We start from the raw sequence: 21,868 nt of genomic DNA on the forward strand, positions 1-21,868 counted from the left end.
AGTAAATAACTTGTAAGAATTAGTCGTTAGCTTCTGCATCACTGTCGGTTGCAGTCTTATTGAGTCCATTATCGTACTTGATAACGCTCTCATACTTATTCTCAATGTCCTTGTAAGCAGAATTCTCGCCACTCTTACCAGTCAGAGTCTTGTTGTTGGTGTAGAGCTTAACTTCCTTATCCTTGCCTACATAGTAGTACCAGTCATTGCCGTCCTTAGCAGCGGTTTTGCTCTTCTGGATCATACCGCTGGTGTTAACAAGGTAGTAACCCTTGCCTTCCAGAACAGAGTAAGTTACAGTCTCATCATCCTTGTTGGTGTAGCTCTTATTACTGCTTCTGAACTCGCTGGAATCCTGCTTAGATACAGTTACACCAGTTGCGTTGATATCATTAGAACCAGTTGCAGTAACCTCAACTAACTGATACTTATCATCAGAATCTGCCTTGATACGGCAACCATACATGTAAATGTACTTATCGTCATCGATACCAGTTACACCCTTACCCTTACCTTCTTCACCGCCAGACTTGCTGAAATAGAAGTTGTAGGTATCACCGTCTAAGGTAACAGTGGTAGCTCCTGTCTTCATAGCACCGTCGGCATCTGCATTATTTCCGAAGTAGTACAGGGTTACATTCTCATTAATTTCCGAAGTAGTACAGGGTTACATTCTCATTATCTTTCCACTTATTCTGGTTAGACATGGTCTTAGCATCATCACCAGTTGTATGGAAGGTACCATCCAGAATGTCATCCAGATCATCAGCATCGATATCATCAGCAAGAACATTCTTGATCTCGCCATTCTCAACTTCGAGCAGACACAGACCAGTCAGCATGGAAGCACCCTTCGCGCCGTTATCATTCCAGAAACCGTAGTATTTGCCTTTGATCTTCTTGATAGCACCGTTGTACAGGTTACCATCTCCATCTGCATAGTACCATTTCTCGGACTCATCATCAGCATGCTTAGCTGCGAAGGTATTACCCTTACCGTAATCCTTGAAGGTGTTATCGGTTCCTTCCATAGGTGCAACTACCTTAAACCAACCCTTGGTTACACGAGCACCGTCCTCCGGGCTGTTGAAGTACTGCCAGCTGTTAGCAGAAGTTGCGGAAGCACCGCTTGCCAGACCCCAGGTATAAACCATTACACCGTTCTCATCGAAACGATAGTGCTTACCGTTAATCTTTTTATCGTTTTCATCAGATCTCTTCTCACCGTTGGACTTGAAGTTGAACCAGTAGTCATAGTCATCTTCTTTTCCATCCTCGTCATCGTAAACAGAAATTTTCTGCCAGCCGACTTTCAGAGAACCATCTTCCCAAGAACCAAGGTAATAGGTTGCGCTCTTCCAAGCATCATCGTCCATCTGCAGGCTCGGGTCATCTTTCTCAATCCAGCCGTACAGCATCTTACCGCTGTCATCAAATGCGAACTTCTTACCATCGATAGTTCTGAACTGTACTTTACTGCTGCTATCGGAAGCTTTGTAAGCCTTACCGGAGTTCTGCATGTAGTAGTAACGATACTCAGCCGGATCACTGTCCTCGTCCTGATCCTCATTTACTACCTTAACCCAGGTATTCTTTACCATAACGCCGTTTGCATCTACAAAGTAGGTGTCATTGTCATCCTCAACCAGCTTATCGGTTGCCATAGCGCCACCTTCTTCGCCATCCAGCCAGTACCAGTTGTCTCCAGATTTCTTCCATGCGTCTTCTACTCTGTTGCCATCTTTATCATAGTAGTACCACTGTCCATCTTCCTCAACCCAGCCAGTAGCTGCGAAAGAGGTCATGGAAGCGCCGATAGCAAGCATTGCTGCTGCAGATGCAACTGCAACGATCTTAGTCTGCTTCTTCATAATGAATGCACTCTCCTTTTTCTTTCTGAAATGCTCTTAAAATTCCTATTAAAATCGCATCACGAAGTGATTATACTTCTGATAAGGTAAATTATTGGGAAGTAGGAGAGCAGTGAAAAAATGGATTGAATGATAAGAAATTAGGATGAAAAAATAGAAAGTAGTACAAGAAAAAATAAAGAAAATGAGCACAGGTAAAAATGGGAAACCATAGAATAAAGAGACAAATTCTGTATACAAAGTGCATATAGAAGAAATTCTTTTGGGTTTTAAGTGGGGCGGATGGAAAGACAAAAGAGAAAATAACACATGTTATCATGTGAAAAAATACGTCACTTTAAAGCAATAAAGAAAAAGTGTAAATTTGGATTTCAGACACATTCTACAAATTTCTTTCAATAAATAGATGTAAACGCTTACAAAACCCTGTAAATTGATAAAAATTAACCTTTTATGAATAATATTAAACTTGAGTTAAGATGTTGTCAAAACCGTTGAGATCGGTTATAATTAAATTTATGTTGTGTAATAATGACAGGAAAATATGATGGTTTTTAGGAAAACAATATAAAAAAGTGACAAAAACAGGAAAGATGTATCTTTTTTTACGTTTTCTTTGCAGAATGATCGGGAACCATTTTTTGACTAATATTTAACGAAGAAAATGGGGATTTAGATGGGGTTGCATAGGAAATGTGGAAACAAGATGATAATGAAAATAGTGAAATTGAGAAATGCTTTTTTGGCAGTTCGAGGAGGAAGAATACGATGAAACACTGGAATTCCGTTTTCCGGCAACTGTCCATGCTGAGCCAGATGGGAATCTCCCTGATGATGCCGCTTCTTCTGTGTCTTTTGGGAAGCTATTGGCTGAATACGAGGTTTCATGTCGGGGGCTGGATTTACCTACTCGGCTTTTTCTTTGGACTCGGTGGTTCCTTTGCGACAGCATACAAGATCTATCAATCCATTATGAAGGAGACGAATCGAAAAAAAGAAAAAAGATGTCCATCTTATAACAGACATCATTGACAAATGTATCGGGAAACCAGCATAATCAAGGAAATGGCAGATACAAGTTCACAAAGTTATCTGAATGGACTTGAGGAAGTTGTGAGAAGATAAGAAACAGCAAAGAATCATAGAATAGAACAAGAATATAGAACAAAAGAGATGAGACAGGAAATTTGTAGGACAGAAATCAGATACAACATATCAGACACAAAATGTCAGCAGAAGGAGGATTCCGGTGATTCAGGTTCAGGATGCAGTGAAAAAGGAGACTGCCCGAATTGGGGCGGGAACGGCAGGAGTTTCTGTCGTGATGATTTTAGTATTTTGGGGCTTACATCTGGTGATTCCGGACTCAGTTCCGTTTGACTACAAGGTGATTCTGGGGGCGGTGATCGGAAGTGCAGTGGCAGTGGGAAATTTCTTTTTCATGGGACTTACGGTGCAGAAGATTGCAGACATGCAGGATCAGGATCTGGCATATCGCCGGATGAAGACCAGCTACCATTACCGCACAATGATTCAGTTTCTTTGGATTATTCTCGCAGTGACGGTACCTTTCATTAACGGAGTAGCGGGAATTATTCCGCTCTTTGTCCCGGGCGCGGTTATCAAAGCCCGCGGAATTTTGGGCACTATAAAAACCAATAAATAATATGTAGGTTCAAAGCCTTCGTTTTCATTCAGGGGGAGCGGAGAACAAGAGCATACATGAAAAAGAAAGGAGGAAACAAGGATGAATTTTGATGTGACAGGTGCAGCCGTCTATTTCACAATTCCTACGGGGATTCCGATCCTTGGTGACATTCAGATCACAGAGACTCTCGTAGTCAGCTGGATTGTGATGGCGCTGATTACGGGACTGTGTATCTGGCTGACCCGTGACCTGAAGGTGGAGAATATCTCCAAACGGCAGGCACTTGCAGAGTTTCTGGTTGAGCAGGCAAACAACTTTGTCCGCAACAATACTGGAAGCAGAAAGTTCGACAAGCTGATTCCGTTTGTCGCTGCGCTCTTTACAACGAGTGTGGTATCGAACCTGATCAGTTTGACGGGCTTGAGAAGCCCGACAGCAGATCTGTCCACGGAGGCAGCGTGGGCGATTGTCGTATTTATTATGATTACAGGCAATAAGATCAAGGCTGGAGGATTCCTTGGATACTTGAAGGGATTCACGACCCCGATTGCGGTCATGACTCCGTTCAATATTCTTTCAGAGCTTGCAACGCCGGTCAGCATGGCATGCCGTCACTTCGGCAATATCTTGTCGGGTGTGGTAATCAATGGTTTGATCTATGCGGCTCTGGCACTTGCGTCAAGCGCACTTCTCGGATGGCTTCCGGGTGCTCTTGGACAGATTCTGGGAAGCATTCCGATTCTCGATGTTGGTATTCCCGCTATTTTGTCTGTATACTTTGACTGGTTCTCCGGAGCCATGCAGGCATTCATTTTCAGTATGCTGACGATCATGTACATCGCCAATGCGGCGGAGGGATGAGGCAGATAAATTTTATTTTCAGGAGGAAATTACTATGACAGATTTTCAGTTACTCGCGCGTGGTATCGCACTGGCAGGTTGTGCAATTGGTGCCGGAAGTGCTCTGATTGCAGGTATCGGACCTGGTATTGGTGAAGGTAATGCAGTTTCTAAGGCTCTGGAGGCAATTGGCCGTCAGCCGGAGTGCAAGGGTGATGTAACCAGCACGATGCTTCTTGGTTGTGCAATCGCAGAGACCACCGGTATTTATGGTTTCGTTACCGGTCTGCTTCTGATCTTCGTAGCTCCGGGTATGTTCATGAACTATCTTGGTTAATTCATGAATGATGCGGATCAGATATTAGATCGAATCAGATAGATATAAATAGATATAGATCGATATGCCGGGTGAAAATCCGGGAAGATAAATGATCCGGAGAATGCGTGAACCGCAGGAAAACAGGAGGGAGAACATGCGCGAAGTACAGGATTTGGTGGGAATTGCACCATGGACCTTTATTGCACAGATCTGCAACCTCTTTATTCAGATGTACCTGATCAAGCGTTTTCTGTTTAAGCCGATCAATGCCGTGCTCCAGAAGAGAAAAGAGATGGCGGATGCTCAGCTGACGGATGCGAGAAAGTCCAAGGAAGAAGCGGAAGCGATGAAAGCCGAGTATGAGCAGAACATGGCTCAGGCAAAGGCAGAAGCAAGCGAGATCCTCAAGGACGCTCAGAAGTCTGCTCAGACAAAGGCAGAGGCAATCCTTCAGGATGCTCAGGCTCAGGCAGCCGGCATCAAGGCGAAGGCGGAGGCAGATATTGCTCAGGAGCGCAAGAAGGCAGTTGGAGATCTGAAGAATGAGATTGGCTCGATTGCCATGGATATTGCAGGAAAGGTAATTGAGCGCGAGGTCAGCGAAGATGACCACGAGAAACTGATTAACGAGTTTATTAAGAATGTAGGAGAAGCGTCATGATGGATACAGGCAGGCTTTATGGAGACAGCCTGTACGATCTGGCTGTCGAAGAAAAGCTGACAGAGACTTTGATGGAACAGTTGGAGATGGTCGCAGAGGTTCTCAAGGAGAATCCGGAGTATCTGACCCTGCTTTCTGAGCCGTCGGTCGCAAAGGCAGAGCGACTTTCTCTGATTGATGAGGCGTTTGGCGAACAGGTGCATCCGTATCTGCTGAATTTTTTCAAGATTCTGTGCAGTGAGGGCATCGTCCGCAGTTTTTCCGGATGTAGTCGGGAATTCAGACGTCGTTATAATGAAGACCACAACATTGCCGAAGCACTCATTGTCACAGCGGTTGCGCTGAAAGAGGAGCAGAGAGAAGCACTCAAAGCACGCCTTGAGAAAATCAGTGGCAAGACGGTCATCATGAAAGAAAAGCAGGAGCCTCAGGTTCTGGGCGGTATTCGCGTGGAGCTCGAGGGAATTGCTCTGGACGGAACGCTTGAGAATCGTCTGGACAACCTGCGAAAGCAAATTACCGAAAACTAAACGTATAAAGGACGGGTGTAAACATGCAATTAAAACCGGAAGAAATTTCCAGGGTCATCCGTAGCCAGATCAAACATTATCAGAATGCGATCGAGCAGAGCGAGACCGGTACCGTATTGACTGTCGGAGATGGAATCTCCAGAGTCAGCGGACTGGCAGGCTGTATGTCCGGTGAACTTCTGGAATTTGAGGACGGCACATTTGGAATGGCGCAGAACCTGGAGGAGACAAGTGTTTCCGTTGTACTTTTCGGTTCGGATCAGGGAATCAGCGAGGGTCAGACGGTAAAACGTACTGGCAAGGTGGTTTCTGTTCCGGTCGGAGAGGCAATGATCGGACGTGTCGTAAATGCAATCGGACAGCCGATCGACGGAGCTGGCCCTATTGAGACATCGGAGTACCGTGCAGTAGAATCTCCGGCACCGGGAATCTGTGACAGACAGCCGGTTAAGGAGCCGTTACAGACGGGAATCAAGGCAATTGACTCGATGATCCCGATCGGTCGTGGACAGCGAGAGCTGATCATCGGCGACCGTCAGACTGGTAAGACGACGATCGCAGTGGATACGATCATCAACCAGAAGGGGAAGGACGTTATCTGTATCTATGTTGCAATCGGACAGAAGCGTTCGACCGTAGCAGGACTGGTATCTCAGCTTCAGGAGAGCGGAGCAATGGACTACACGATTGTTGTCGCTGCAACTGCTTCTGAATCCAGCCCGCTTCAGTACATCGCACCGTATTCCGGATGTGCGATGGGCGAGTATTTTATGAATAAGGGAAAACATGTGCTGATCGTATACGATGATCTGAGCAAGCACGCGGTCGCTTACCGTGCACTTTCTCTGCTGATTCGTCGTCCGCCGGGCCGTGAGGCATATCCGGGAGACGTTTTCTATCTGCATTCCCGTCTGCTTGAGCGTGCAGCTAAGCTGTCCGCTGAGAAGGGTGGCGGTTCGATGACGGCTCTGCCGATCATTGAGACCCAGGCAGGAGATGTATCTGCATACATTCCGACAAACGTAATTTCGATTACTGACGGTCAGATCTTCCTTGAGACCGAGCTGTTCCATTCCGGTATCATGCCGGCAGTAAACCCGGGTATTTCCGTTTCCCGAGTAGGTGGTAATGCTCAGATCAAGGCAATGAAGAAGGTTGCCGGTACTCTGAAACTGGTTTATTCCCAGTACCGTGAGCTTCAGAGCTTCGCACAGTTCGGTTCCGATCTGGATGCGGATACGAAGGCTCGTCTGGCACAGGGTGAAAGAATTGTGGAAGTGCTCAAACAGGGACGCAGTATGCCGGTTCCGGTTGAGAAACAGGTTGCAATTCTGTATGCGGTTGTAAATGGCGTGCTTTCTGCGGTTGCGGTAGAGGACGTTCATGAGTACGAGATGGGTCTGTATGATTTCCTCGACAGCGATGCAAACGGTGCGACTGCAATGGACAACATCCGTGCAAAGGGCACTCTCGATGCAGAGACTGAGGAGAAGCTCAAGACGGCACTCAAGGATTACACGGAGAAGTTTTTAAAAGCAAAATAGGGTGAAAGGAAGCTGAATGAAGCTGAATAAAGGAGGAAACTCATGGCTGCAAATATGAAAGCGGTAAAGCTGCGTATGAAGAGCATACAAAGCACCATGCAGATTACCAAAGCGATGGAACTGGTGGCATCCTCCAAGCTGCGCAAAGCAAAGGAACGTGCCCAGGTCAGCAAGCCCTGTTTTGAGATGCTTCGGGATACCCTTGGACAGATTGCATCTGGAAATACAGATTTCATGTCTCCTTACACCAGAGAGAGCAAAAGCGAAAAATGGTGTTACGTCGTGATCGCGGGTGACCGCGGTCTCGCAGGAGGCTACAACTCCAATCTGTTCAAGCTCGTGGAAGAGCAGGTAGCCGGAAAAGAGTATGAGGTGATGCCGATCGGAAAGAAGACGGTGGAGTACTTCCGTCGTCGAAATACAGGTCTGATGACAGAGGAATTTGCCGAGGCCGCAGATATTTCGATTGGAGACTGTTTTGAGATGGCAAAGCGGATCTGTGAGGGATACCGCGCCGGAAAGTACGGACATGTGGCTCTGTGCTACACGAGCTTCGTGTCGATGCTTTCCCAGAAACCGCAGACGACGGCACTTCTGCCGTTGAGGGACTTCTGTGAGGAGGAGACGGACCCGAAGAATGTTCGCTCTCTGATTCTCTATGAGCCGGACAGTGAGACCGTCTTTGACGCGATCGTTCCGGAGTACCTTGCGGCGCTGATCTATGGTGCAATGTGCGAGTCGGTAGCCAGTGAGCTTGCGGCTCGTCGAACGGCAATGGATGCAGCGACGAAGAATGCGGGAGAGATGATCGAACAGCTGAACCTTTATTACAACCGGGCGCGTCAGGCCAGCATCACGCAGGAGATTACGGAGATTGTTGCGGGCGCGGAGGAATCGTGAGGATAACAAGGAGATTCTTATATGAGTGAGAAACATATTGGCAAGGTAGTGCAGGTAACCGGCCCGGTACTGGATATCCGGTTTGCAGAGGGTGAATTGCCGGCACTGCTGAACGCGATTGAGATTGAGGTGAACGGTCACCGCGTTGTGGCCGAAGTAGCCCAGCAGATCGGCGACGATGTGGTGCGTTGCATCGCTATGAACTCTACCGACGGTCTGGTTCGCGGAACGGATGCTGTGGATACGGGAAATCCGATCACGGTTCCGGTCGGCGAGGAGTGTCTGGGAAGAGTATTTAACCTTCTGGGTGATCCGGTAGATGATATGCCGGCTCCGGAGGCAAAGGAGCGTTGGGCGATTCATCGTCAGGCACCTTCCTACGAGGAGCAGACTCCGGCAACGGAGATCCTCGAGACCGGTATCAAGGTCGTAGACCTGATCTGTCCTTATGCAAAGGGCGGTAAGATCGGTCTGTTCGGAGGTGCAGGTGTAGGTAAGACGGTTCTGATCATGGAGCTGATCCATAACGTTGCGACAGCTCACGGCGGTCTGTCTGTATTCACCGGCGTAGGAGAGCGTACCCGTGAGGGTAACGACCTTTATGGAGAGATGAAGGAGAGCGGAGTTATCGATAAGACCGCTCTGGTATATGGTCAGATGAATGAGCCACCGGGAGCTCGTATGCGTGTGGCACTGTCCGGTCTGACAATGGCGGAGTACTTCCGTGATGTCAAGAACCAGGATGTGCTTCTGTTCATCGACAACATTTTCCGTTTCACCCAGGCAGGTTCTGAGGTATCCGCTCTGCTTGGACGTATGCCGTCCGCAGTAGGTTACCAGCCGACTCTGGCAACGGAGATGGGTGCTCTTCAGGAGCGTATCACTTCCACGAAGAAGGGTTCTATCACTTCTGTTCAGGCAGTCTATGTGCCGGCAGATGATTTAACTGACCCGGCTCCGGCAACAACGTTCACCCATCTGGATGCAACCACGGTACTTTCCCGTGAAATTGCCAGCCAGGGCATTTATCCGGCAGTAGATCCGCTGGATTCTACAAGCCGTATTCTGTCTCCGGAGACCGTTGGACAGGAGCATTACGACATCGCTCGTGCGGTACAGAGAGTGCTTCAGCGTTACAAGGAGCTTCAGGATATCATCGCAATCATGGGTATGGATGAGCTGTCTGAGGAGGATAAGCTGACCGTTTCGAGAGCGCGTAAGGTACAGCGTTTCCTGTCCCAGAGCTTCTCTGTTGCAGAGCAGTTCACCGGTATGGCAGGACAGTACGTTCCGCTGAAGGAGACCCTGAGAGGATTTAAGAAGATTCTTGACGGTGAGTGCGACGACATTCCGGAGAGCTGTTTCCTGTTTGCCGGAACCATCGACGATGTCTATGAGAAGGCAAAGAAGTTACAGCAGTAGGAAGGAGGAAGCCGTATGGGATCAACCTTTCATTTGCAGATTGCCTCTCTTGACGGTCTGATGTATGACGGGCAGGTGCAGAGCGTATCCTGCCGAACGATCCATGGAGATCTTGCAATTCTGGCTCACCACATGAATTATTGTACCGCAATCGGTATGGGTAAGGCTGTTGTGGTGCTCGAGGATGGAACAAAGCGGGAGGCTGCCTGCATCGGTGGAATGCTGACTGTGATGAATGGTGAGTGCCGTCTGATGGCGACGACCTGGGAGTGGAGCGAGGACATTGATGTGACTCGTGCGGAGGCTTCTAAGAGACGTGCAGAGGAGAAGATGGCGCAGACCGGTCTGTCTGAGCAGGATTATAAGATGGCGGAGTCGAAACTGCACCGTGCGCTTGTGCGTATCGGAACAGCGCGACAGAATCGCCGGAATTAATTTTTGAGTGTATGGATATAAAATAATCAAATAATCAAAAAGCAGGGATTTCTCGTCGCAGATGCGTCAGGAAATGCCTGCTTTTTTCGTGCTATTTCTTTTGCGAGAACCTTCCCATGCCGGAGCCTGTGATGCATCCTGAGTTCAAGTCTACGCTTGCAGAGATTTTGTAAGTGATCCTGAGTTATATGTATTTATTAGGCATGCTTACGGATGAATTACCACGTCTGAAGTCTTCGTCTCCTACGCCGTCAGGCGTGGTACTCTGCGATTTTGATAGAACGGAAATAATTTCGCAGTCCGAGCAAAATCATCAGAAGGACGTTGACGCTCAATGTGCCGATTGCACCGGTCATTCCGGAGCGGTCGGCGATCCATCCGATCAGAGCCGGGGTGAGGATTCCACCGAGTGCGGAGACTGCGGTCAGAACAGACATTCCGAGTGTTGATCCGACGATATATTGTCCTCCTTCTGCGATGCAGGTCGGATAGATGCCTGCGAGGAAGAAACCGAGTCCACCGAGGGCGAGTGTGACGATCGGGAGAGTCGTCGCGTGGGTCAGAAGGAAGAAGAATACCGTGCTTCCGATGGTCTGGATCACGATCATTCGGCTTCTTCCGACTGTGGCAGAGATCTTTGCAGTCACGAGTCGTCCTGCCATGATCATCAGCCAGGTGACAGATACCATGTTTGTCGCAAATGTGGTGCTCATGATGCCGGTGTTCTGAAGATAGGTCACGAACCAGCCGTTGATTGAGTTCTCAATTCCGAGATAGAAAAAGAGAACGAAGGCGATGCACAGAAAATCGGAATTTTTCAGGAAATCCAGATTTCCGGAGTTCTTTGAGGTTGGGCTGGTGGCAGAAGCAGTCTTTGAGGAAGCTACCCTGGACGATTGCTTCGTGTTCGATTTCTTCTCAGAGGAAACGAGCGAGTAATCCATGCTGAAATAGCAGATCCCGGCACTTGCGGAGAGGAGAATCAGCAGGTAGAGGATGGTTCTCCAGCCAAAGCCAAGCCTGAGCAGGCAGGCGGTCAGAAATGGGGATGCAAATGCGCCGATTGCAAAGCTACAATGAAGAAGATTCAGGTAGCGTGCAGGCTCTTCTATGACCTGATTGACTGCCAGATTGTTGATGATGGTGACGGAACCGCGCGCCAGACCGATGCAGAAGATCAGAGCATACATGGCCGGGAGCGGAGGAAGGAGAGAAAACAGGAAGAGGGTGATCGGGATTGTGAACGACCAGAACGAGATGGAAACGCGCAGTCCAAAGCGGGCTGTCATTGCCGGAAAAACGAAACTGGCGAGGAAGTTACCGATTGCCATGAAGGACAGAAGACCGCCTGCCGTTGCAAAGTTCATGCTGGATTCTGCAATCAGGGAGGGCATGATTGCACCGAAGGAAAGGATGACCATTCCACTGACAAAGTATCCGTAGCAACAGCGTCGAAAGACGGAGAGTGCCAGTTTGGTTTTAGAAACTGAGGAATTCATACGTTTGCTCCTTTGAAGTGTAGTCTGGTAGCTGTGAGAACGAGGACACAGAACAGTTATGTGTAACTTTCATTATAGGTCTTTCTGCGGACAGTGGCAACTCTTTTCGGACAAGCTGGTGGAGTACAAATCGTTACGGTTCATGCGCATGTGTCCAGTAACGGGATTTGCAGTGGCTTCTCATTTAAATACGGTAAATTCCCATTGTCACCATCTTATCTTACGGAGCTCTCGGTTCCACAGGAGGACAGATTTTCGTTTGTGTGAAGTTGTGTTAAGATAGGGAGTAGAGTGAAATCAAAAGTATGAAAAAGAATTCAAGTCTGGGCGAGATTTCGTAAGAGAAGAGAGATGAGAAACATGATGAGAGATGCAGGAAATGTAGAGAACAAAGAAAAGCAATATACCGTGGTTGCGTGGATCTGTCTGATTCTGGCGCTGTTGTTTCAGGGGATTGCAAGAAATGTGCCGGGATTTGCGGACTGGTATGCACATCACATCTATCCGCTGATTGTCGGGAGTGTGGGGAGAGTGTTTGGGTGGTTTCCGTTTTCTGTCTCTGAGTTTGGAATCTATGTGATTGTGGTTGTCGGAACAGGATGGCTGATCGGGCAGATTCGCGCGCGAAAGCCATGGAGGATGCGTCTTTTGCGGAGAATGTGTTTGACGGCGACGTTGCTGTTTTTCTTGTATACAATGAATTGTGGGATCAATTATCATGCGAGAGCGTTTTCCGAGTATGCGGGGATTGAGACAGGGCGCTATACGACCGAGGAGCTCGCAGATTTGTGTGAGTTTCTGACAGAGAAAGTCAATGAAAATGCGCCTGTTTCCGAGGAAGACCGGGAGAAGAATTTTTCTTATAAAAATAAAAAGTGGGAGTGGCAGAGAGAAGAAATTTGTGCGATGCAGGCGGTTGGAGAACACTATCCGGAGCTTGCGGGATTTTATCCGAGGGCGAAACAGGTTACCGTGTCGGAGATTTTGTCGATTCAGCAGTTGAGCGGGATTTATTCGCCGTTTACGGTGGAGGCAAATTATAACAGGGCGATGACGGATTACAACATTCCGCACACGATCTGTCATGAACTCTCCCATCTGAAAGGGTTTATGAGGGAGGATGAGGCAAATTTTATTGCCTGTCTTGCTTGCAGTTTCTCGGAGGATCGGGCATTTCGGTACAGTGGATACCTGCTTGGATGGATTCATGCGACAAATGCGCTTGCCGATGTTGATCGAGATGCATATCAGAAGTGCGTTGCGAGGTTGGAGACGGAGGTAAGGGAGGATCTTGCCAGGAATAATCAGTTTTGGGATCGTTATGACACAAAGACTGCCAAGGTCGCAAACCAGATCAACGATACCTATTTGAAGGCAAATCTTCAGGAAGATGGTGTGAAAAGTTATGGCAGAGTTGTTGACCTGATGCTTGCCTATCGAAAGCTGGAGAAGCGTGGAGAGTGACGATTAATAAAAGAGAGAGTTCACAGAAGATGAGATTTTCATCCTCTGCGAACTCTCTTGTATTTGTATGAAAGGACTGCATACGAGCTTCTTGCAGGATTATTTTGCAGATCGCAAAAGCATCGGTGATACTTTCACGAATCCTATTCCTCAGTGGAAGCTGCGCTCTGACCAGCTACAAGTACAGTGGAAGTTGCAGTCTGCTCAGCCTCAGCGTTTGCGTTTGCCTCAGCCTCTTCTTTTGCCCGCTCAGCCTCAGCTGCAATCGAATCCTGCTCACTGCAGGTTACAGAGAGGGTTGCGCTTCCGTTGCTGTAAGTCAGGGTGTAGCTGTTGCCAGAATCGGTGTTTGCGCTACGATTGAAGGATGCGGTTCCTGCATTGCGAGCCTCGTTGATCGAGTCAATCACTGTCTGACCCTCAGTCTCGCCTACTGCTGCGATTGCCATCTGATTGAAGGTATTGCCGAAGATCGTAGCTTCCTCACCGCCCATGGCGTTGAAGTTGTAGAACAGATCGAATGCCTGCGGTTTGTAGTTGGTGGAAGACTCCTTAACAGACAGCCACTCGGTTGCCTCTAAGAAATGGTAACCATCGTTGGTCTTGAATGCATAGGTGATCTCGGTGTTGTCCTCGTCGGTTGTGCCGACAATATCGTCATTTGTGCAAGCCTTGCCTGCCTCGATGAAGTATTTGTCCATAAATACCTTCATCTCGGACTGATAGGAAGTGCGTCCTGTCGTGGTAGCAGTGGCAGCTGTCTTTGCAGCGTCAGCAGCGACCTCAGCAGCAGCAGCCTTTCTTGCCGGGCTCGGACGGGAAGCAAGCTCTGCCTTGCGGGCTGCCTCACGCTGGAGATCCTCCTCGGTCTTCTCGATACGACGACCATCATCATCAAGGCGGTATCCCTCAACCTTGGTGTTCGTCATTGCATAACCATCCGGGTCCATGTAATACATCGCTCCGTCTTCCGGATCGGTGAACCAGCCAGCATATACCGGGCGGGAACCGTCATCGTTCTCGTAATATTTACCATTCTCATCGGATTTCCAGGAACCTGCAAATGCGGTCATTCCAGTGGAGATAGAGAGTGCAAGTGCAACTGCTGCCATGCTGAGAAAACGTTTCTTCATGTTAAAAGTCCCTCCATGTTCGTAGAATCAATGTTTTAAATACAGTCATTCATGTATAGGTTGTTGGATGAACGAAAATCTAGCGTTTCTTTTCAAATCTTCCGGAGTTGTCAACGTGGTAGTTGTCAACCCAAGTATTCCTTGCCATTATACCATCTTCATCGAGATAGTACCAGGAACCGTCATCCTTGAGCCAATAATCGGATTTGCGGTTGCCGTTTTCATCGAAATAATAGCGGTTTCCGTCGATTTCAAGCCATCCGGTTGCCTTGGAGCCATCATCCTTCATGTATTGCCACTGATCTTCTCCGGTCTTGCGCCATTCGCCTGCCATTGCAGGAATGACATTCAGAAGAAGACAGAAGGTAATCATAGCAAAGAGTATTCCTATTTTTTTTCGCATAGTCAATCACCTCTTTTTCTTGCTGACCTTATTATAACAGCATGAGAATTTGATGACAATAGCTCGAAAAGGATTGTAAGGAAATCGGGGGAATCGTAAGAAAATCGTTATGAACGTCATGATTGACAGAAATTTGGAGGGAGAAAACTTCTGAACAGTAACAGGTGTCGAACTTTGCGATTAAATTCGCTTTTCAAAGAAACAAAAAAGAATTATATTGATTATATTCATAGAAAAGAAAGTGAACAGAAGACAGGCTCAGAGATTTTCTGACAAAAAATCAGCCGAAAAGAATCGAGAGAAAATCTCCTGAGTCTGCGAAATGATAAAGGAAATTCGCTTGATGCAGGGAGTTAAAAAGGAGGCACATGAGATGGGAATGTTGGAAAATTGGAAACGGCTGAAGCAGGAAAACGAGAGCCTGAAAAAAGAAAATGAGATACTTTTGAAGACGATCCGTCAGATGCAGAAAACGCAGGATCGTCTGATTGTTCGATATATTACTGGTACAGATTGTGTAAAAAATGATGAAAAATAAAAATCTGTGGAAATCCGCTTAATCAATCTGCGGATTCGGATTGCTCATCCGGTGAATCGGTATTATTCTTGGAAGAGAGATCATCCTGCGAGGAGGATGGATCGTGATCCGGCAAAGCATCGGAAGAAAGCGATTCCGGAAGATCCGGAAGAGAATCTGCACTTTCAAAACGCGGTTTTTTGCTGAGAAGTTCCCAGATCGTCTCGTGCATCCAGTTGAGAGTTTCAAGCAGCTGCTTGTTCTCCAATTTCAGATCATAGACCTGAGAGTGAAGAGTGGCAATCGTCTTTCGATAGCTGTGTGCACGGTCTGCGGTCAGAATCCGGTTGGAGACGGACGGATCGTGGGACAGGATTTTCTGAATCAGAAGGGCATCTCTCGCCTCAAGGCTGAGATTGACAAAATCCGGGTATGGCAGGTCGAGACAGTCCAATTTCCTGAGACAATTCGGACAGATTGCGTTCTGTTCAAGATGAAAATATCCGTAGTATCCGCATTTTGGACAATAATAGACAGCCAGTTCCCGCATGATTTTACTTCCTCCCAACAATAAATCCTTAAATCCTTTGATTTTCAAGGCTGATAATGGGGATACTTCCCCACTTCGTATCACTCAAACAATCACAATAATGGTTACGGCAGTTCCGAAAAAATATAACAAAAATTTAAAATTTTTATTTATCTGGTCTTATAAAATTCAAATACGCGTCAGGAATAAAAATAAAATATGGGCAACAAAATCATTTCTTATAGTGGTGAACGGATGAAAAGACTTGATTTTGTGCCCATAATGTTTAATTGTTTTTCGTTCGCTTATGTTTTACTGCTGGATAATGCCGTTTCGGTCAACCACCCAGATCTTATCGTTGGAGTCCTTGAAATCCTTAAATCCGTTTCCAAGCTCCGGTCTGGAGGAAGATTTTGTGGAAGCAGAAGCCTTCTGGATTGCTCCGGAGGTATTTACAAGGTAAAGCGTTCCGTCGAGGTCGGCAGGTGCGTAGCGTAAGTCGCGGTCTGCATCGAGACGCAGTCCACGGCGATAAACGCTGTTGTCGCGGACTCCATGAACGCCCTGTCCCTTGTTTCCGCCGTCCGTGTAGAAGAACCAGGACTGGGTCTCATCGAGATCCTCATCGTAGATCGACTGTCTGCCGGTCTTCATCACGCCGTCCTCTCCAAAGTAAAAGTTTGCGGTAGTTCCGTCCTCAAGCGTTACCTCCTGAAGACCGGTCTGCATCTCTCCGCGGGTGTTGAAGCCATAACGGCGGGACTCCACGCTGAATGTCTGGACGCCGGTCTGTGCGTAGTAAGGTGCACCGTTTTTGAAGTAAAACTTGAAGAGCTCGCCTTCCTCGCTGATCTCCGGAGCGCCCTCGATCGTGTACCAGCCGTTTGCGCGCTTTCCGTCCTCCTCATAGTACTGATAGGAAGAGATCTGCGGTACAGAAGTAGCAGATGCATCGGTGGCGTTGGATGCGGAGGCAAGGTTATTCTCGCCCTCGGTTCCGGTTGCATTTGCAGAATCAGAAGCCGGAAGCTGATACCAGCCGGTCTGTAAAATGCCGTTCTCAAATGTATAGTAATGATTTTCGATCTTGCGGTCGATCTGGTTCATCACCATGCGACCGTTTCCGTCAAAATAGTGCCAGACAAGCTCATTGTCCGGATCATCGCTCTCATTCTCAAGCTGAATCCAGCCCGTCTTCATGACACCGTCATTTTCTTCTCCTAAGTAGTAGGTAAAGCCGTCCAGCTCGATCTTTCCGGTCTGCATATGGCTCTCTTCATTAAAGTAATAGTATTTTCCGTCAATCACCTGCCAACGGGAGGTGACTGCTTTTCCGTCTTTTCCGAAGTAGTACCAGAAAGTGTCCGGGGACTCATCGTCCCATTCCTCTCCATCTTCTCCGATCCAGCAATTCACAACGCGCTTTCCGTCAGCGTCAACGTAGTACTCGTCAACCATCGAGGAGCGTGTCAGACGGCCATCTTCCCCAAGATAATACCACTCGCCGTCCTTCTTTTTCCAGGTGTCGGTGAGATAGTAGCCGTCGCTGTCGCGGTAGCGGAGCTCTCCGTCTTCCTCCACCCATCCGGCAGATGCGCCGAATGCAGTCTGCACCGTGCCCGGAATCCATGCCGGGATCGAAGGAAGAACCGCGGTGAGAACCGCCGTTGTGGATAATACAGCCAGTGTGGTAAATTTTCTGTTTTTCATGAAAATAATCTCCTTTAAATAAATCTCAGATTCTGTTCTTCGCAGAATCTCGGTGGCCGAAAATCCGTCTCTGCATTACTCTGCGATTATAGCGGATTTGATTTTTGATTTAAAGTGATGGTTGATGGAAACGGTGGAAAGGCATGGGAAAGTGTGTTATACTCTCCTCATACTGTACGGACCCCAGAGGGCTGGGGGGTAAGACTAAGTTTAGGAGATAAGCGAGGGGCTTTACTATGAAAATGAAAGTATCAAACTATATCGCACAGAGAATTGTCGATGCCGGAATCAATCAGGTGTTCACGGTGACGGGCGGAGGTGCGATGCATTTGAACGATGCACTCGGACATCAGAAGGGACTTTCCTGTCTCTATCAGCATCATGAGCAGGCGTGTGCCATGGCAGCGGAATCCTATGCGAGAATCCACAATAAAATCGGTCTGCTCTGCGTGACGACGGGACCGGGAGGAACGAATGCAATCACCGGAGTGGTCGGAGGATGGCTCGACTCGATCCCGATGCTGATTCTGTCGGGACAGGTGCGCTACGACACGACAGCGCGCTGGTCAGGAGTCGGTATTCGTGCGATGGGGGATCAGGAATTCGACATCACAAAGTCGATCGCGTGCATGACAAAGTACTCTGAGATGGTGATTGATCCGATGAGAATCCGGTTCTGTCTTGAGAAGGCTCTTTATCTGGCGCAGACGAAGCGTCCGGGTCCGACCTGGCTTGACATTCCGCTGAATGTTCAGGGTGCTTTTGTTGAGACCGAGGATCTCGTCGGCTTTGATCCGGAGGATTATGAAGCAGGTGGCACAGGATGGGCTGGTGTCTATGAGAGCGATCCGCCCCATGCGACTGCGGAGGATTTTGCCGGAAATGGTGAGCAGAGAGAACCGGAGCTTCCGAAGGTGACCGAGGAACTCGCGGAGACGATTATCGAGAAGATCAGACAGGCAAAACGCCCGATTTTCTACACCGGAAACGGAATCCGGATTGCGGGTGCTTACGAGGAGTTTCTTGAGACCGCAGAGCGTCTTGGAATCCCGCTTGTGACCGGCTGGAACAATCAGGACTGTGTCTGGGATGAGCATCCGCTCTATGCGGGACGTCCCGGTGGAATGGGAGATCGCCCGGGCAATCTTGCGGTTCAGAACAGTGATCTCGTCTTTTCCGTGGGAAGCCGTTTAAGCATCCGTCAGGTCGGATATAATTACAAGACCTGGGCGCGCGAGGCCTATGTGATTGTCTGTGATGTCGACGCAGAGGAACTCAAAAAACCGAGCGTTCACGTTGATCTTCCGGTTCATGCAGATGCAAAAGATCTCTTGGGTGTGATGAATCGGGTGCTGAAAAAGCAGGGCGCAGACAAGGATCATCCGGTCTTTAACGGCGGAAATGGTCTCAAAGATCTGAACTGGGTGGAGACCTGCCGGATGTGGAGAAAGCGTTATCCGGTGATCCAGAGCAAGCATCTTAACCGTCCGGATAGCGAACCGGCGAATATTTATGCGCTTGTGGAAGCGCTCAGCAGCAGGCTCAGCGAGGATCAGGTGACGGTTGTCGGAAATGGCTCTGCCTGTGTCGCAGGTGGTCATGCCTACATCATCAAGAAAGGTCAGCGTTTCATCTCGAACTCGGCGATTGCGTCGATGGGATACGATCTTCCGGCAGGAATCGGAGCCTGCATGGCAGTTCACGATCCGGAGTTTGAGGGCGATGGAATGTCGTCCCACGATCTGATTGTGCTGACCGGTGATGGAAGTATCCAGATGAATCTTCAGGAGCTTCAGACGATCATCTCGCATCAGATGCCGATCAAGATCTTTCTGATTAACAACAATGGTTATCACTCGATCCGTCAGACGCAGAAGAATTTCTTTGGAGAACCACTTGTCGGAGTCGGAACTGACAGCCATGATCTGAGCTTCCCGGATATGGAGAAACTTGCGTATGCCTATGGATATCCGTATGTGTCAGCTCATCACAACAGTGAGCTTGCAGATGCAGTCGAGAAGACGCTCGCAATTGACGGACCGGCTATCTGTGAGGTCTTCGTCTCAACCGACCAGAACTTTGAGCCGAAGTCTTCCGCGAAACGTCTTCCGGATGGAACACTTGTCTCCCCGCCACTTGAGGATCTCTCCCCATTCCTTTCGGATGAGGAAATGGATGAGATGATGATTATTCCGAGAATTCGTGGATAAGATCATGGATGGGACAATTTACAAATCCGTGGATAAGAAAATCTGGAAAAGCAGGATAAAAAGTAGAATGAAAATTGTAGTGACAGGAGCAACAAGTTTTATTGGAACCGCCAGTGTACGGCGGTTCCTTCTTGACGGACAGGATGTTTTTGCGGTCATTCGTCCGGGATCAAAAAATCTTCCGGCTCTCTTGCAGGTGGAGAAGGAGGTCGCGGAACAGATGAGTAAAACAGGCACAGTTTCGGGCAGACTTCAGATTGTGGAGTGCAATTTGAGCCAGATCGAAAGGATTTCGGAGCGTGTTCCACAGGCAGATGTGTGGGTGCATCTTGGCTGGGACGGAGCGGGGAGTGAGAACCGTACGAGACGCGATGTCCAGCAGAATAATGTCGTGCTGTCTTTAGCATCTGTGCGCGCCGCAGTCTCGATTGGCTGTGGTCGTTTTTTGTTTAGCGGATCACAGGCGGAGTATGGAGTCTGGCATCAGACTATAGACGAAGATACGCCGTGTCATCCGGTGTCTGAATACGGAAAAGCGAAGGTGGATTTTTACAATCAGGCAAAAAGTCTTTGCAAAATCTTGAAAATGGAGTATATTCATACGAGAATCTTCAGCGTGTACGGGCCGGGAGATCATCCGTGGTCGTTAGTGAATTCCTGCCTGGATACCTGGACACGGGCGGAGACGATGAAACTCGGACCGTGTACTCAGAACTGGAACTTCCTTTATATAGAAGATATGGCGGAGGCGCTTTCTCATCTTCTGAGTGAGGGGAGAGAGGGAACTTACAACATCGCCAGCATGGATACAAGACCTCTGCGCTCCTATGTCGAGGAGATGTATGAGATCTGTGGCAGTAAGGGAAGTTTCCTGTATGGGGAACGTCCTCAGAATGCCGAGGGACCGGCGGATCTGATGCCGGATATTCAAAAAATCTGCCGGGAGACAAGCTGGAGACCGAAGACATCATTTGCGGAGGGAATTTATGAGACATTGCATTGCCTGCGGACATCGTCTGCCGGAGAGAGAATTATTTAAACTGAATCATGCACCGGCATCTGCTCAGGATATTCCGGATGCAGAAGAAGTAAAGGCGGATCGCGGAATTGACCTTGATCTGTATCAGTGTCCGGCATGTGGACTCGTGCAGTTTGATTGTGAGCCGGTATCGTACTATCGAGATGTGATCCGCGCCGGCGGATTTTCGACGACGATGACCGGTCTGCGCCGAAATCAGTACCGTCATTTGATTGAAACCTATCATCTTGAGGGAAAACGATTCCTTGAGGTTGGTTGTGGAAGAGGAGAATTTCTCAAAGTGCTGACCGAGTTTCCGGTGAAGGCATACGGAATGGAGCACAAGGCGGATCTTGTGGAGATTGCAAAACAGGATGGTCTTTGTGTCTGGCAGGAATTTCCGGAGACGAAGGATCAGGTGTTTGCGGGATATGAGGAGGCCCCGTATGATGTCTTTCTCTCCTTTAATTTCCTGGAGCATCAGCCACGCCCGGATGTGATGCTTCAGGCGATTCGGCACAATCTTGCCGAGGATGGAATGGGCCTTGTGACGGTTCCGAGTCTGGAGTATATTTTGGAGAAGGGCAGTTACTATGAGCTGATCCGTGACCATATTGCATACTATTCGTTTGGGACGCTTCGAGCACTTCTTGAGCACAATGGATTTGAGGTGCTTGAGGAGGAGATGATTAACAGGGATACGCTCTCGATGGTTGTAAAGAAGATGTCGGATGAGAGATGGAACAAAATGCAGTCGCAGGAGCGAGCTGGAGAGAAGCAAAAAGAGATTAAGGCGGTTTCAATTCAGCCTCTGCTCGACGGATACCAGCAGGTCAGCGGAGATCTGCGTGCACTTAAGGGACGATTGGAGGCGGAGAAGAAGCGCTTTGCGGTCTGGGGAGCGAGCCATCAGGGATTTACTCTGCTGTCAACGCTTCATATGGAAGAGTACACGTCCTATATCATCGATTCTGCGCCGTTTAAGCAGGGGCGGTTTGCACCGTCGTCTCACATTCCGATCGTCGCTCCGGAGCATTTTCAGGAAGAGCCGGTCGATGTGATTTTGATTGTCGCACCGGGTTACTCTGATGAGATTGCCGGAATTATTCGAGAGCGATTTGGCGCGCAGGTGGAGGCGCTGACACTGAAGACGGATCGGATTGAGCCTGATTAACGGGATTTGATATGAAAAAAAATACGAATGTGCTCGTTCTC

22 protein-coding genes are annotated in these 21,868 nt (G+C 48.4%); 15 read left to right on the plus strand and 7 right to left on the minus strand.

From position 1 onward, the window contains the following. Nucleotides 1-19: 19 nt before the first annotated feature. Complete coding sequence (locus AC4EVX_RS00300) at nucleotides 20-592, minus strand: hypothetical protein (protein ID WP_490159335.1); 573 nt, start codon at nucleotides 590-592, stop codon at nucleotides 20-22. 52 nt (nucleotides 593-644) lie between these two features. After that, nucleotides 645-1,871 (minus strand): hypothetical protein, encoded by a 1,227-nt coding sequence (locus AC4EVX_RS00305; protein WP_490159336.1) that lies wholly within the window; start codon nucleotides 1,869-1,871, stop codon nucleotides 645-647. A 768-nt stretch (nucleotides 1,872-2,639) separates the two neighbouring features. On the opposite strand from AC4EVX_RS00305, the gene AC4EVX_RS00310 reads away from it, so the two are divergent. The 10 genes from AC4EVX_RS00310 to atpC all read left to right on the plus strand — a co-directional run bounded on the left by AC4EVX_RS00310 (nucleotide 2,640) and on the right by atpC (nucleotide 10,170). Next, the gene (locus tag AC4EVX_RS00310) at nucleotides 2,640-2,903 is read left to right on the plus strand and encodes an AtpZ/AtpI family protein (RefSeq protein WP_177977100.1); all 264 of its coding nucleotides are present in this window, start codon (nucleotides 2,640-2,642) and stop codon (nucleotides 2,901-2,903) included. Between the two features lie 217 nt (nucleotides 2,904-3,120). Further along, on the plus strand, nucleotides 3,121-3,537 hold the full coding sequence (locus tag AC4EVX_RS00315; protein ID WP_490159337.1) for an ATP synthase subunit I: 417 nt from the start codon (nucleotides 3,121-3,123) through the stop codon (nucleotides 3,535-3,537). Between the two features lie 81 nt (nucleotides 3,538-3,618). Continuing rightward, nucleotides 3,619-4,380: a F0F1 ATP synthase subunit A gene (locus AC4EVX_RS00320; protein WP_177977099.1), complete on the plus strand. Its 762-nt coding sequence runs from the start codon at nucleotides 3,619-3,621 to the stop codon at nucleotides 4,378-4,380. A gap of 34 nt (nucleotides 4,381-4,414) precedes the next feature. After that, nucleotides 4,415-4,696 (plus strand): ATP synthase F0 subunit C, encoded by a 282-nt coding sequence (gene atpE, locus AC4EVX_RS00325; protein WP_177977098.1) that lies wholly within the window; start codon nucleotides 4,415-4,417, stop codon nucleotides 4,694-4,696. A 136-nt stretch (nucleotides 4,697-4,832) separates the two neighbouring features. Further along, complete coding sequence (gene atpF / locus AC4EVX_RS00330; RefSeq protein ID WP_177977097.1) at nucleotides 4,833-5,339, plus strand: F0F1 ATP synthase subunit B; 507 nt, start codon at nucleotides 4,833-4,835, stop codon at nucleotides 5,337-5,339. Continuing rightward, a complete protein-coding gene (gene atpH / locus AC4EVX_RS00335) occupies nucleotides 5,336-5,869 on the plus strand; it encodes an ATP synthase F1 subunit delta (RefSeq protein WP_490159338.1) in 534 nt (177 codons plus the stop codon). The genes atpF and atpH overlap by 4 nt, the downstream gene beginning before the upstream one ends. Nucleotides 5,870-5,892: 23 nt before the next feature. Continuing rightward, a complete protein-coding gene (gene atpA / locus AC4EVX_RS00340; protein WP_177977095.1) occupies nucleotides 5,893-7,413 on the plus strand; it encodes a F0F1 ATP synthase subunit alpha in 1,521 nt (506 codons plus the stop codon). 42 nt (nucleotides 7,414-7,455) lie between these two features. Then, the gene (gene atpG / locus AC4EVX_RS00345) at nucleotides 7,456-8,313 is read left to right on the plus strand and encodes an ATP synthase F1 subunit gamma (protein ID WP_308450912.1); all 858 of its coding nucleotides are present in this window, start codon (nucleotides 7,456-7,458) and stop codon (nucleotides 8,311-8,313) included. Between the two features lie 21 nt (nucleotides 8,314-8,334). Next, the gene (gene atpD, locus AC4EVX_RS00350; protein ID WP_177977093.1) at nucleotides 8,335-9,735 is read left to right on the plus strand and encodes a F0F1 ATP synthase subunit beta; all 1,401 of its coding nucleotides are present in this window, start codon (nucleotides 8,335-8,337) and stop codon (nucleotides 9,733-9,735) included. Between the two features lie 15 nt (nucleotides 9,736-9,750). Beyond that, entirely contained in the window at nucleotides 9,751-10,170 is a 420-nt protein-coding gene (gene atpC / locus AC4EVX_RS00355; RefSeq protein WP_177977092.1) for an ATP synthase F1 subunit epsilon, read from the plus strand. Between the two features lie 251 nt (nucleotides 10,171-10,421). On the opposite strand, the gene AC4EVX_RS00360 is transcribed toward atpC, so the two are convergent. Continuing rightward, nucleotides 10,422-11,669: an MFS transporter gene (locus AC4EVX_RS00360; protein WP_177977091.1), complete on the minus strand. Its 1,248-nt coding sequence runs from the start codon at nucleotides 11,667-11,669 to the stop codon at nucleotides 10,422-10,424. A 351-nt stretch (nucleotides 11,670-12,020) separates the two neighbouring features. On the opposite strand from AC4EVX_RS00360, the gene AC4EVX_RS00365 reads away from it, so the two are divergent. Further along, nucleotides 12,021-13,133: a DUF3810 domain-containing protein gene (locus AC4EVX_RS00365; protein ID WP_490159339.1), complete on the plus strand. Its 1,113-nt coding sequence runs from the start codon at nucleotides 12,021-12,023 to the stop codon at nucleotides 13,131-13,133. A gap of 143 nt (nucleotides 13,134-13,276) precedes the next feature. Here AC4EVX_RS00365 and AC4EVX_RS00370 read toward each other — a convergent pair whose 3' ends face one another. Both AC4EVX_RS00370 and AC4EVX_RS00375 read right to left on the minus strand, forming a co-directional pair. Then, nucleotides 13,277-14,266, minus strand: coding sequence for a hypothetical protein (locus AC4EVX_RS00370; protein ID WP_490159340.1), 990 nt, complete (start codon nucleotides 14,264-14,266; stop codon nucleotides 13,277-13,279). Nucleotides 14,267-14,345: 79 nt separating this feature from the next. After that, on the minus strand, nucleotides 14,346-14,669 hold the full coding sequence (locus AC4EVX_RS00375; protein WP_490159341.1) for a hypothetical protein: 324 nt from the start codon (nucleotides 14,667-14,669) through the stop codon (nucleotides 14,346-14,348). 343 nt (nucleotides 14,670-15,012) lie between these two features. Here AC4EVX_RS00375 and AC4EVX_RS00380 point away from each other — a divergent pair, with 343 nt between their 5' ends. After that, nucleotides 15,013-15,207, plus strand: coding sequence for a hypothetical protein (locus AC4EVX_RS00380; RefSeq protein ID WP_177977072.1), 195 nt, complete (start codon nucleotides 15,013-15,015; stop codon nucleotides 15,205-15,207). A gap of 22 nt (nucleotides 15,208-15,229) precedes the next feature. Here AC4EVX_RS00380 and AC4EVX_RS00385 read toward each other — a convergent pair whose 3' ends face one another. Together AC4EVX_RS00385 and AC4EVX_RS00390 are read right to left on the minus strand one after the other, a co-directional pair. Next, a complete protein-coding gene (locus AC4EVX_RS00385; protein ID WP_177977088.1) occupies nucleotides 15,230-15,736 on the minus strand; it encodes a hypothetical protein in 507 nt (168 codons plus the stop codon). Nucleotides 15,737-16,027: 291 nt separating this feature from the next. Beyond that, complete coding sequence (locus tag AC4EVX_RS00390; protein WP_177977087.1) at nucleotides 16,028-17,425, minus strand: cell wall-binding protein; 1,398 nt, start codon at nucleotides 17,423-17,425, stop codon at nucleotides 16,028-16,030. Nucleotides 17,426-17,661: 236 nt separating this feature from the next. On the opposite strand from AC4EVX_RS00390, the gene AC4EVX_RS00395 reads away from it, so the two are divergent. The 3 genes from AC4EVX_RS00395 (at nucleotide 17,662) to AC4EVX_RS00405 (ending at nucleotide 21,827) form a co-directional block, all read left to right on the plus strand. Further along, a complete protein-coding gene (locus AC4EVX_RS00395; protein ID WP_177977086.1) occupies nucleotides 17,662-19,635 on the plus strand; it encodes a thiamine pyrophosphate-dependent enzyme in 1,974 nt (657 codons plus the stop codon). A 67-nt stretch (nucleotides 19,636-19,702) separates the two neighbouring features. Then, entirely contained in the window at nucleotides 19,703-20,674 is a 972-nt protein-coding gene (locus tag AC4EVX_RS00400) for an NAD-dependent epimerase/dehydratase family protein (RefSeq protein ID WP_490159342.1), read from the plus strand. Then, nucleotides 20,622-21,827, plus strand: a complete 1,206-nt coding sequence (locus AC4EVX_RS00405; RefSeq protein ID WP_308450921.1) for a class I SAM-dependent methyltransferase — start codon at nucleotides 20,622-20,624, stop codon at nucleotides 21,825-21,827. Before AC4EVX_RS00400 ends, AC4EVX_RS00405 begins: the two co-directional genes overlap by 53 nt. The last annotated feature ends 41 nt before the right edge of the window (nucleotides 21,828-21,868 follow it).

This window comes from Brotaphodocola sp. (assembly GCF_983179755.1).